This window comes from Bacteroides sp. NSJ-48 (assembly GCF_014287405.1).
Taxonomy (GTDB): domain Bacteria; phylum Bacteroidota; class Bacteroidia; order Bacteroidales; family Bacteroidaceae; genus Bacteroides; species Bacteroides stercoris.
This window is the reverse complement of the sequence record NZ_JACOOD010000003.1, coordinates 70,850-83,333: the sequence shown is the minus strand read 5'-3', so window position 1 is coordinate 83,333 and position 12,484 is coordinate 70,850. Positions and strand designations below refer to the sequence as shown.

General features: G+C 49.0%; 7 protein-coding genes. 1 reads left to right on the top strand and 6 read right to left on the bottom strand.

The window, feature by feature from the left end; genetic code table 11:
- Positions 1–75: 75 nt before the first annotated feature.
- Positions 76–3,462, top strand: coding sequence for a transcription-repair coupling factor (mfd, locus tag H8S52_RS02360; RefSeq protein WP_186909272.1), 3,387 nt, complete (start codon positions 76–78; stop codon positions 3,460–3,462).
- A 42-nt stretch (positions 3,463–3,504) separates the two neighbouring features.
- Here mfd and H8S52_RS02355 read toward each other — a convergent pair whose 3' ends face one another.
- The 6 genes from H8S52_RS02355 to nagA form a co-directional block, all read right to left on the bottom strand.
- The gene (locus H8S52_RS02355) at positions 3,505–5,310 is read right to left on the bottom strand and encodes a YgiQ family radical SAM protein (protein ID WP_186909271.1); all 1,806 of its coding nucleotides are present in this window, start codon (positions 5,308–5,310) and stop codon (positions 3,505–3,507) included.
- Positions 5,311–5,336: 26 nt separating this feature from the next.
- Positions 5,337–5,549 carry a sulfurtransferase TusA family protein gene (locus H8S52_RS02350; RefSeq protein WP_016661336.1) on the bottom strand — a complete coding sequence of 71 codons (213 nt, stop codon included), beginning with the start codon at positions 5,547–5,549 and terminating at the stop codon, positions 5,337–5,339.
- A complete protein-coding gene (locus H8S52_RS02345; RefSeq protein ID WP_005654882.1) occupies positions 5,546–5,869 on the bottom strand; it encodes a hypothetical protein in 324 nt (107 codons plus the stop codon). The genes H8S52_RS02350 and H8S52_RS02345 overlap by 4 nt, the downstream gene beginning before the upstream one ends.
- 114 nt (positions 5,870–5,983) lie before the next feature.
- Positions 5,984–8,914, bottom strand: a complete 2,931-nt coding sequence (locus tag H8S52_RS02340; protein ID WP_186909270.1) for a xanthan lyase — start codon at positions 8,912–8,914, stop codon at positions 5,984–5,986.
- Between the two features lie 89 nt (positions 8,915–9,003).
- Positions 9,004–10,995: a glucosamine-6-phosphate deaminase gene (locus H8S52_RS02335; RefSeq protein ID WP_005654884.1), complete on the bottom strand. Its 1,992-nt coding sequence runs from the start codon at positions 10,993–10,995 to the stop codon at positions 9,004–9,006.
- 101 nt (positions 10,996–11,096) lie between these two features.
- Positions 11,097–12,263: an N-acetylglucosamine-6-phosphate deacetylase gene (gene nagA, locus H8S52_RS02330; RefSeq protein ID WP_186909269.1), complete on the bottom strand. Its 1,167-nt coding sequence runs from the start codon at positions 12,261–12,263 to the stop codon at positions 11,097–11,099.
- Positions 12,264–12,484 lie beyond the last annotated feature (221 nt).

Here is a 12,484-nt window from a genome sequence, read left to right as displayed (position 1 = left end):
GAGTTTACACAGATTATCGGATTCTCTTAATCTGTGTAACTTTGTGTAATCTACGGTGAACTAAAAAAGACAGCAATGATTATTACCGAACTACAACAATTATACGCCACCCACCCCAATGTAGAAGGCATGTGCAAGTTGCTAAAGGACAATTCCGTCCGTCATCTCTATTGCAGTGGTTTGTGCGCCTCTGCCGCTTCACTGTTTTCATCCGTGCTGGTGCAGCAGGCGGAATGTCCGTTTGTCTTTATCCTCGGCGATTTGGAAGAGGCGGGATATTTCTACCACGACCTGACACAGATTTTGGGAACCGGACAGGTGTTGTTTTTTCCTTCTTCTTTCCGCCGTGCCATAAAGTACGGCCAGAAAGATGCGGCTAACGAGATTCTCCGTACGGAAGTGCTGAGCCGTTTGCAAAAGGGAGAAGAAGGGCTTTGTGTAGTTACCTATCCGGATGCGTTGGCGGAAAAAGTTGTATCCCGTAAGGAACTGGGAGATAAAACCTTGAAGCTTCATGCCGGCGAAAAGGTGGATATGGACTTTGTTACGGAAGTGCTGCGCAGCTATGGGTTCGAGTATGTGGATTATGTGTACGAGCCGGGGCAGTATGCTGTGCGCGGCAGTATTATCGACGTCTTTTCCTTTTCGTCCGAGTTTCCTTTCCGTATCGACTTTTTTGGAGATGAGGTGGAAAGTATTCGTACTTTTGAAGTGGAAAGCCAGCTTTCCAAAGAGAAGAAAGAGGAGATTGTCATTGTTCCCGATTTAAGCCGTAGCTTGGAGCAAGGGGGGGATGGCGGCATGGTTTCTTTCTTGGATTTTCTGCGGCCGGATACCTTGCTGGCGATGCGTGATTTCCTTTGGTTGCGGGAGCGTATTCAGGTCGTCCACGATGAATCGCTTACTGCACAGGCTATTGCAGCCTGCGAAGCCGAAGAAAACGGTGCAATCTCTCTGGAAGGTAAGTTGATTGATGGAGGAGAGTTTACTTTGCGTGCCCTCGATTTCCGCCGCATGGAATTCGGTACGAAGCCCACCGGAACGCCGGATGCGACAGTTGCATTCAGTACCGTTGCACAGCCTATCTTCCATAAGAATTTCGACTTGGTGGCAGAAAGTTTCCGCGACTATCTTTCCCGCAACTATACCCTCTATATATGCAGCGACAGTCTGAAGCAGACCGACCGTATCCGCGCTATCTTTGAAGACCGGGGAGATAATATCTCCTTCACACCCGTTGAACGTACCCTGCACGAGGGTTTTGCCGACGATACGTTGCGTCTCTGCATCTTTACCGACCACCAGCTTTTCGACCGTTTCCATAAATACAACCTGAAAAGCGATAAAGCCCGCAGTGGCAAGGTGGCCCTGAGCCTGAAGGAGCTGAACCAGTTTACCCCTGGAGATTACGTGGTACATACCGACCACGGCGTGGGGCGTTTTACGGGATTGGTACGTATTCCCAACGGAGACACTACGCAAGAAGTAATGCGCCTGGTCTATCAGAATGACGATGTGGTCTTTGTCTCCATCCACTCTTTGCACAAGGTTTCCAAATACAAAGGCAAAGAAGGCGAAGCTCCCCGTCTCAACAAGCTGGGAACCGGTGCGTGGGAGAAACTGAAGGACCGCACCAAGACCAAGATTAAAGATATAGCCCGCGACCTGATAAAGCTCTACTCGCAACGGCGCGAAGAGAAAGGCTTTCAATACAGTCCCGACAGTTTTCTGCAACGGGAGCTGGAAGCATCTTTCATTTACGAGGATACCCCCGACCAGAGCAAGGCGACTGCCGACGTAAAGGCGGATATGGAAAGTGCCCGCCCCATGGACCGGCTGGTATGTGGTGATGTAGGATTCGGCAAGACCGAGGTTGCCATACGTGCCGCTTTCAAGGCGGTGGCGGACAACAAGCAGGTTGCCGTCCTCGTTCCCACCACCGTCCTTGCCTACCAGCATTTCCAGACTTTCAAGGAGCGTTTGAAAGGCTTGCCTTGCCGTGTGGAATATTTGAGTCGTGCCCGGACAGCGGCACAGACCAAAGCCGTTGTCAAAGGTCTTGCGGGGGGGGAGGTGAATATCCTTATCGGTACGCACCGCATCTTGGGTAAGGATGTTAAGTTCAAAGACCTCGGCCTGCTGATTATCGACGAGGAACAGAAGTTTGGCGTTTCCGTCAAGGAGAAACTCCGCCAGTTGAAAGTAAACGTGGATACCCTGACCCTGACCGCCACTCCCATCCCCCGAACCTTGCAGTTCTCCTTGATGGGCGCGCGCGATTTGAGCGTTATCCAAACGCCGCCGCCCAACCGTTATCCTATTCAGACGGAAGTGCATACTTTTGGCGATGAGATTATTACCGATGCCATAAACTTCGAAATGAGCCGTAACGGGCAGGTGTTCTTTGTAAACAACCGCATCTCCAATCTTTCGGAACTGAAAGCGATGATAGAGCGCAACATTCCCGATTGCCGTGTCTGTATCGGTCACGGGCAGATGGAGCCTGCCGAACTGGAGAAGATTATTCTCGATTTTGTCAACTATGATTATGACGTCTTGCTTGCCACCACCATTATCGAGAGCGGTATTGACATACCGAACGCCAATACCATCATCATCAACCAGGCACAGAATTTCGGCTTGAGCGACCTGCACCAGATGCGCGGCCGTGTGGGGCGCAGCAACAAAAAGGCTTTCTGCTACTTGCTTGCTCCTCCCTTGTCCTCGCTTACGCCGGAAGCCAAACGCCGCTTGCAGGCCATCGAGAACTTCTCCGACTTAGGTAGCGGTATCCATATTGCCATGCAGGACCTCGACATCCGCGGTGCGGGTAATATGCTCGGCGCGGAGCAAAGCGGTTTTATTGCCGACCTGGGTTACGAAACTTATCAGAAGATATTGTCCGAAGCCGTACGTGAGCTTAAGACCGATGAGTTTGCCGACCTTTACGCCGACGAACTGAAAGGCGACGGTACTATCAGCGGCGAACAGTTTGTTGACGAATGCCAGGTGGAAAGTGATCTCGAACTGTTGTTGCCCGCTGCCTACGTCACCGGTAGCAGCGAACGTATGCTGCTCTACCGCGAATTGGACGGCTTGACGCTGGATAAAGATGTAGATGCTTTCCGTGTCCGCCTCGAAGACCGTTTCGGACCTATACCGCCCGAAACAGAGGAATTGCTCCGTATTGTTCCCCTGCGCCGCCTTGCGGCACGTCTGGGAACGGAAAAGGTGTTCCTCAAAGGCAGTCGCATGACGCTATTCTTTGTCTCCAATTTGGATAGTCCTTACTATCAGAGCCTGGCTTTCGGTAAAATCATTGCCTACATGATGAAATATACCCGCCGTTGCGACCTGCGCGAGCAGAACGGCAAGCGGAGCATGGTGGTGAAGGACATCACTACCGTAGAAGAGGCTGTGGCGGTATTACAGGAAATAGTGGCGATGCAGGTGGAAGAATGATCATTTTAACCTAAAGATGTTCATCTTGTATGTAGATACAAATTATTTCCCATATAGCTTGTCAATTAAATCTTTCCGTCCTATCCGTCGCAGTTCATTGATGATATTTCTCCGTTCTTCGGGTTTATACCAGAAGAAGAACTGGCGTTGCGCCAATTTCTCGCGCTGGGTCTTGGCACTGAATACGGGTTCCAGTGTATAGGGGTGGAAACCAGTGTACCATGCTTCGGTAGCAACGGTCATGGGGGTAGGAGTAAAGTCTTGTACCTGTTCCAGATGAAAGTCCAGACGCTTGGTGATGACGGCAAGTTCCGCCATGTCTTCTTCCTTGCAGCCGGGGTGGCTGGAGATAAAGTAGGGGATGAGCTGTTGTCGTAGACCTTCTTCGCGGTTGATACGGTCGAATATCTTTTTGAACTCTCCGAACTGGCTGAACGGCGGTTTGCGCATGATGCTGAGCACCCGTTCCGAAGTATGCTCCGGCGCAACTTTAAGGCGGCCGCTGACATGGCGGACTATGAGTTCGCGGGTGTATTCCTGCGTGCTTTTGTTGGTTTTGGGGTCTTTGCTTTGGTGCAGCAGTAGGTCATAGCGTACACCGCTGCCGATAAATGATTTTTTGATGCCGGGCAGACTGTCTACCGCATGATAAATATCGAGTAGCGAACTGTGGTCTGTATTCAGGTTAGGACATACTTTGGGATGGATGCACGACGGGCGTTTGCACTTCTTACATATGGCTTCATCACGTCCCCGCATCTTGTACATATTGGCAGAAGGACCGCCCAAGTCGCTAAGATACCCTTTGAAGTCCGGTAGTTCCATTACTGCCTTTACTTCTTTCAATATGCTTTCCTTGCTGCGGCTAACGATAAACTTGCCCTGATGTGCCGAAATGGTACAGAAAGCACAACCGCCGAAACATCCACGATGGATGTTGACGGAGAACTTAATCATATCGTATGCGGGTATGCGCTTGCCCTTATATTTGGGGTGCGGGAGACGCGTGTAGGGAAGGTCGAAAGAACGATCGAGTTCCGCTTCCGTCAAGGGCGCGTAAGGTGGGTTGACAACGACAGTTTGCTTGCCTACGGCCTGCAAGATACGCGACGCAGCATATTTATTACTCTCTTCTTCGATATGGCGGAAGTTGGAAGCCTGTTTCTTCTTGTCTTTTAGACATTCTTCGTGCGTAAATAGGGTGATATCCCCTTCTTGCGGCAGCACTTCTTTTGTAAGATAAGCCAGTTGGGGGGTGTCAAGAACCGGTTGTTGCTGTTTCAGTTTTCGTACAAGTTCCACAATCGGTTTCTCGCCCATGCCATATATCAGTGCATCGGCACCGCTGTCCACGAGGATGCTTGGGCGCACACGGTCTTGCCAGTAGTCGTAATGTGTCAACCGGCGCATGCTTGCTTCGATGCCGCCCAGTATGACAGGTACATCGGGATATAGCTTTTTCAGTATTTGGGTATAGACAATCGAAGGATATTCGGGACGCATATCCGGACGTGCGTCGGGAGTATAGGCATCATCGCTGCGCAGACGTTTATTAGCAGTGTATTTGTTGACCATACTGTCCATACAACCTGCACTGACACCGAAGAAGAGGCGGGGACGTCCCAGTTTCTTAAAATCCCGTAAGTCATCTCGCCAGTTGGGTTGGGGTACAATCGCCACACGCAAACCTTCCGCTTCGAGGATGCGTCCAATGACGGCTGCCCCGAATGACGGATGATCCACATATGCATCACCGCTGAACAAAATAACGTCCAGCTCATCCCACCCGCGAAGTTCCACTTCTTTCCTGGTTGTAGGCAACCAATCAGTCAGTCTGTACTCTTTCATGGGTGCAAAGATACGGAAAGTTTTAATTACTTACAGAATTGTACCAGCATTTCCTCTCCGTCGTAAATCTCCCGGAAGCCGATTCCCTGTTCGGCAAGATACTCTTTGAGGTCATTAAAGGCGGTTGCATCGTCCATAATGATTTCCAGTTTCTCGCCTTTTCCGGCTTCGCACATGGCCTTTATGGCCGGAATAAGAGGACTGTACAGGCTCTGTCCACGTGTGTCGATGGTTCTCATTTATTTTCTTCCTCTTCTATGGTTGTTTGTTGGGAAAGCCATTGCAGGTAGAGCTTGATAAGCTGCTGTAATCCGAAGGCTTTCATATTGTTGTGGTAGATAACATCGATGCAGAGGTCGAGCAGGTCTTTGCTGTCCTCTTCTTGGGCGGCAATGAGAGAACGGATATTTAGTTTGAGTTTGTCGAGCACGGTTTCGTCCACGATGCCGTTGCTGTCGATGAGATGACGGAAGAGGCCGTATTTTTCGATAGTGGCAAGGTTCTCTTCCGAGATTTCCAAGTTGCGGGTTCCGCTGGGATTGGCTTGTATAGTGTACATGGCGTTAATGTTTTAATGGTTAATATTCGGTGATTCATATTTTCTGTAAAAGCAAAGATAAGTTTTTCACCACAGATTATACCTATTTCACCGGATTATTTATCAAGATTGCCGTTATTCTCTGTGCACACCTGCATTATCGGCGGAAAAGAAATGCAGAATAGATGCCATAACCGCTGTTCTGCCGGCTTCTTCCCGGATACTTTCAAAGGGAAATGACATGATGAATGTGCGGTAGTCGTTACCTTTATAAGCTATGGCAGCAGGAAGATTTCCCTCGGTATAGGTCATTACGGGAAAGGCGGTTGCCATAGGGCGGATACAATCGGGGGCTGTCACGGGATAAGCCCGTTCATTGGGCAGGCGGGGAATGCTGAGGATGCGCCCCAGACCTTGTATGCCGATATGTTCGCCGGATACCTGTAAGCTGCTGTCAAAACGGTATTTCAGGATGTTTTGGGTGAATTCCCGATTGCCTTGCGAGTCGTTCATGTCGCTGCCTATGTATGCACCGCTGACCAGTAGGTTGCCGCCCGACCGGCAGTAGGCTGTCAAGGCACGCTGCATGGACGAAGAGAAAGTTTTGTAATAGGTTGCCCGTGACAGATTGTCGTCCGTCTTTTCCAGTCCCAGAATATAGTCTGCTATTGGATATTCCTCCAATGCTACACTACCGTTTTCTACGGCTTCATCGCTGCATGAAGTAAAGCTGTAGCCGCCGATGGCCTGTATGGCTTTACCGTGTATAAAGGGATAGTCGAATGTGTTTCCGGCTATTTTTATCCCTTCGTATTCATTGCTGCTTTCTCCCAAACGTTTTCCGGCTTCTTTGCGGTCGAAATTCAGCTGGCTGCCGCAGAGTGATATATCATATAGATAAGGTACTCCGGGGTCTTTCGTCAAGTCAAAGCCGGCTTCGTTGGGTGTGTTTATCACAGCAGGGCTACTGATACGGTCGAAACCGTTGATGATGAGAACGCGTGCTTTTTCGTGCTTGGACTTGTATGCGGCAAGGATTTCGGACGGGAAGCTTTCACCACCCCGGTTCACTGCCGTTACTTTGAAAGAATAGACGATGCCCGGTTCTATCTTCAGAGTGTGGAAAGGATTGCTTACGCGTACGCCATTATCAAATCCGCCTCGTCCGATGCGTGTATAGACAATGTATTCGCGGGGTGTGGCAGTCGGTTCCAACGGGTCATCCACTCCTTGCCAGGAAAGTTCCAGGGTATTTTTCTTCTTACCGAAGCGGACGGAGAAATTGTTGACAGGTAAGGGCTGTACGACGTATTCTTTATTATGTTGGGTACAGATATATTGCAGGATGGATTTGTATAGGGCACGACTTGCCGTGAACTTGAATTTGGGGTCGTGTCCCAAGCGCATGTCGGCAAAATTCTGGTGCGACAGAAGTTCTATGATTGTGGAAGGAACAGCAGGCAGGCGGGTCTCGCTGTAGTTACGGTTCCACATGCTGCGGCGCGTCCAGTCTGCATTGAAAGTGGAACGGATGTCCTGTTGCAGACGGGTGAGGAACAGGTCGGTAAGGTCGCGCGAGGCGTAGCGGTCTGTTCCTGCCGCTAACTTGCCATCGTTGAAATGGGTAGTGTAGATGCCGAGTGTACCTACAATCTGGTCGTCTGTCCTGAAACCCGCATCGCTGTGCAGTGCTATACTCATCTCAAGAGGAACTCCCAATCCCGGTTCTTTGGGGTTGAATACTGAACCGCCCGATAGGTAGTTGATTGTACGCGAACGTACATTGATATCATCCGAAAGGTCGTTCTGTCCTTTGTATCCGGCATATACGGGGTAGGGCATACCGGCCCATTGGGCGGAATAACGCGCGCCTTCCAGATAACGGGGCAGACCGCTGACTTGGCCGCCGCGCACAATGTTGCCCATACCACCGCCGAAGCGCACGGCATCGGCGCATACCACTCCTTTTTCCCGGCTTTCATTGCTTAATACTACCATGCCGTAGTCGTTGCTTCCTTTGTCGAAAGTAAAAGTGCCGAGATATACCCATGTGCCGCCGCCTATACGTTGGTTTACTTTAAACTCAGCGACACCGCCGTTATGGAATACAAGGTATTTGGCATCGCTCACGCTGTTGGGCAGGCTTTGATAGGAAACGTATACAGCATATTCTCCGGTTTCCGGGATGTCGGGAACCCACTCGGCAAAGGCTTTGTTTTTCTTCTTTTCAGTTTGTGCAAAGCGGGCTGTACCGTCATGAAAAGGATTTTCTCCTTCCGTGTAGATACGCTTCTGTTGTGCAAATCCAGGCAGAGCGGTTTTTTCCCACTGTGCTTTTCTGCTCTTTACCTCAAGATAGAGGGAGTTTGTGGTGTTCCGGTTGTCATCGTTGTCTACAATGATTTCCTGTTTTTGCGTGTCCCGTTCGCGAGGGGTGAATACGTTGGCTCCCGCATTTTCCAGCATCGGGATGAGGTAAGGCAGGATGAACGATTGTGTGAATTGGTCTTCGGAGGTACAGAACAAGCGCGGACGCTGCCAACCCCATTTGTCTTTGTTATTGATGTAGTATTTTCCATGACTTTGCCACAGAGCGATATGGCGTCCCTCCAGTCCGCGGGTTATTTCAAAAGGACGGGACGTACGGGTCACCCAGGGAGCATCTTTATAGTGTATATCGGTAAACAGGCGGCTCTTGTCTTTTTTTCCGTTTCTGTATGTGTTGGGAATAAGTTCGTTGATGGAATGTCCGTCTGTAAAGACAGTAATGTCGAAGTAAGTTACGGGACCCGGAAGAATTTCTTTGATGTCCCGGTAAATTCTGTTCACCGTTTCCGGCCGGAAGGGCTGGTAGGAGAATGTATTATCGGCATAGATGCGGATTGTTTTTCGGTGGAAATCGATAAGTACACTGTCGAGTCGGCATGTACCGATATTGACATTGACAGGGATATACGTTTGGAAAAAGGCCTGCAGCCGTTCCCGAACGGCCTGTTCTACGTCTTGTGAAAAGACAGAACCAACTCCTGCGAGCAGGAACAATATGGATAAATATAGTTTTTTCATGTCCGATGGTTAAGTACCGTACAAAAATACATAAAAAAAGAGTGAGAAGTTCATCACTTCCCACTCTCTTGTTTCTATTTAGCAAACATTTACAGCGGAATGTATTCTACGAATGCTTCCATAGCTTCGTAGGATGCCAGACCCAGGCTGTCGTACAATGCAGCTGTACCGCGGTTGCGGTCTTCGCTTCGTTGCCAGAACAGACGTTCGTCGTTGCCCAGGAATGGTGCGCTCTCCATCTGGCTTTGGTGCTTCAGGATAGAGTTACGTTTCGCACGTAATTCTTCGGGACTGATGGGCACTGCCATTTCAATGTTCTCGATTTCCCATTCTGCCCATGCACCGCGATACATCCAGATGCGGCAATCTTTCAGCCATTTGGCTCCTTCTTCCTTTTCAAGGTCGATAGCTGCGAATACGGCATCCGTACAAACACGGTGTGTGCCGTGTGGGTCGGCAAGGTCGCCGGCAACGAAGATTTGGTGGGGTTTCACTTCACGCAACAGGTTGCGTACGATTTCCACATCGGCTTCGCTGATGGGGTTCTTCTGAATCTTACCAGTTTCATAGAACGGCAGGTCGAGGAAATGGCAGTGATCCAACGGGATATTATTATAGGTACATGCCGTACGCGCTTCACCGCGGCGAATCAGTCCTTTGATAGTCAGGATGTCGCGGGTGTCCATATCACCGTCTTTCTTATCTTTCAGATAGTTGCGGATTTCGGTGTACTTTTCGTTGATAACTTGGTCCTCACTGTTGTTAAAGAGTTGGTTGAAACCGTTGATGAAGTGCAGGAAACGGATTACCTCTTCATCGCCTACGGCAATGTTGCCGGAAGTCTCATAGGCCACATGTACGTCATGTTTCTGTTCTACCAGTCGGCGGATAGTACCTCCCATGGATATGACATCATCGTCCGGATGCGGAGAGAATACAATGACACGTTTTGGATACGGTTTCGCACGTTCGGGGCGATAAGTGTCGTCCGCATTCGGCTTGCCGCCCGGCCAACCGGTGATGGTGTGTTGCAGGTCGTTGAAAATCTTGATGTTTACATTATAGGCAGAACCGTAGAGGGCAAGCAACTCACTCAGACCGTTTTCGTTATAATCTTTGTTAGTCAGTTTAAGAATCGGCTTTCCGGTCAGTTGGCACAGCCAGACGATGGCGCTGCGTATCAGTTTGTCGTTCCATTCGCAGGAAGTCACCAGCCAGGGACGTTGGATACGTGTCAGGTTGGCGGCTGCCGAAAGGTCGATGGCGATATGGGCATTGTTATGGGTTTGAAGATAAGAGGCAGGAATTGTATCCGTTACGTTACCTTCCACACATTCTTTTACCATTTTGGCTTTTTCCTCACCCCATGCCAGCAGATATACTTTCTTGGCGGAGAGAATAGTGGCTACACCCATTGTTATGGAACTTACCGGTGTGCTTTCAATGCTTCCGAACATTTTGGATGCTTCGTTGCGTGAGTCACTGTCCAGCAAAATCAATCGGGTGGTGGAGTTCAGGCGTGAACCCGGTTCGTTGAAACCGATATTACCGACACGTCCGATACCTAATACAGCTATATCAATGCCGCCGAAACTTTCGATACGTTGCTCGTACAAACGGCAATATTCAAAAATAGTATCCTTGGCAATAGTACCGCTGGGGCTGAATACGTTCTGCATGTCAATGTCTACGTGGTCGAGCAGCATTTCCTTTAAAGAATTGAGGTTGCTGTTCACAGCGTCCGAAGCCAACGGATAATATTCGTAAAGGTTGAATACCACTACATTACGGAAACTCAGCCCTTCTTCTTTATGCATGCGCACAAGAGCCGAATAGACATTGCGCGGTGAGTTGCCGCCGGCCAGTGCCAATACACAGAAGCGTCCGGCTTTTTGCTTGTCACGAATCATCTGTGCGATGTCCAATGCAATCTGGTTGGCTCCTTCTTCGGGAGACTCGTAAATATCTGTCGGAATTTTCTCGAGACGTGTCAGTACCGACCGCTCGAAGGCGTTCTCCGGTCTGTAGTACCTGGGGGATACTCTATTCAGAGTAATTTGAGAACTAAGATTGGTTTTCATACAATATTTGGTTATTAATAAATGATTAAAGCTGTTCGCTTGTTCAAAACTTAACAAAAATACGAAAAACAAAGTTCATCCGCATGATGTTGGGATAAATTTTATGATAAAGTATCGGTTTCAGGCACTAATTTACCCATTGCCCATACCGCTCTAATCTTCAAATCTTCGTCCATTACGATAATATCGGCATCTTTCCCTTTTTGGAGCGAGCCTTTACGATCGTATACACCCATGATGCGTGCCGGTGTTTCGGATACCATTCGTGCGGCGTCTGCCAGAGGTATATCGGCTTTCTGCACCATTGTACGTATCAGCCGGTCCATAGTAGCCACACTGCCGGCAAGGGCGGAGTGGTCTGCAAGCTTACATACTCCGTCTTCAATGATGACACGCGGGTCGAAGGCTTCTTTGCTGTCGCTGGCCGCACATGCCAGGGCATCGGTGATGGCGCACATCCGTTCTACACCTTTTATCTTGTAGACCAGGCGCAGGATTGTGGGCGGTACATGGATACCGTCGGCTACAACTTCCACAGTCATGTCGTCCATGAGGTAAATGCTTTCCACAGTGCCTTCGTATTTGTATTCACGGCGTTTGTGGAATCCGGGCATTGCATTATAGAAATGTGTAGCATGTGTGTATCCGGCTTCATAGGCTGTACGTATGTCCTCAAATTCGGCTTGTGTATGGGCTACCGAAGCCAAAATACCTTTTCCGGTGATATATTTTCCGAACTGCATGGCTCCGGGTAATTCGGGAGCAGCATCCCAACGCTTGATGCAGTGCCAGTTTTCTACGATAGGAATGTATTCGTTAGGGTCGGGATTCTTGATGTTCTCGGGCATCTGTCCGCCTGCCATCGCCATGTTCAGATAATGGCCTTCGAGGTGCAGACCCAATATAGGACTGTCTTTTTCCGTCATCATCTTCGTACAAGTCTCTGCTGCCTGTTCAATCATCGGTACGGTAGAAGAGGACAGAGTAGGGAATATGCTGGTAGTTCCGTATTTCATGTGGGTTTTGACCGCATCGCGGAAAGCGTCTTCGGTACATTCCATGAAATCGCGTCCGCCACCGCCATGTGCATGGATTTCTACACCGCCGGGCAGTACATACATTCCTTTTACATCAATCAGTTGTGCACCGATAACGGCGAGGTCGCAATTGGTTACTTCTAAAATTTTTCCGTCTCTGATGAGTACGGAACCGTCCTTGAGCCAACCTTGAGGGGTCAGAATACGTGCGTTGATAAGTTGAGTCAACATAGGATTTAGGGGTTAGTGTTAATAAATTAATAGTTTCAGTCGTCAGACATTATTTCAAAGGACAAAAATAACTACTTTTTAGGTAAGATGCACTCCATACATTTAGGTATTTCTATTAAATACTCTAAAATTTAATACGTAATGTTTAAAGAAATACCTGTTTAATATCTTTTAATCAGGATGATGGTAAACGGGAACTTTATTTTCGTTATTTTGTTTTA

Coding starts and splice junctions, on each gene's coding strand:
- H8S52_RS02345 (WP_005654882.1), bottom strand. CDS start 5,869: ATGTACACTATACAAGCCAATCCCAGCGGAACCCGCAACTTGGAAATC.
- mfd (WP_186909272.1), top strand. CDS start 76: ATGATTATTACCGAACTACAACAATTATACGCCACCCACCCCAATGTA.
- H8S52_RS02340 (WP_186909270.1), bottom strand. CDS start 8,914: ATGAAAAAACTATATTTATCCATATTGTTCCTGCTCGCAGGAGTTGGT.
- nagA (WP_186909269.1), bottom strand. CDS start 12,263: ATGTTGACTCAACTTATCAACGCACGTATTCTGACCCCTCAAGGTTGG.
- H8S52_RS02350 (WP_016661336.1), bottom strand. CDS start 5,549: ATGAGAACCATCGACACACGTGGACAGAGCCTGTACAGTCCTCTTATT.
- H8S52_RS02335 (WP_005654884.1), bottom strand. CDS start 10,995: ATGAAAACCAATCTTAGTTCTCAAATTACTCTGAATAGAGTATCCCCC.
- H8S52_RS02355 (WP_186909271.1), bottom strand. CDS start 5,310: ATGAAAGAGTACAGACTGACTGATTGGTTGCCTACAACCAGGAAAGAA.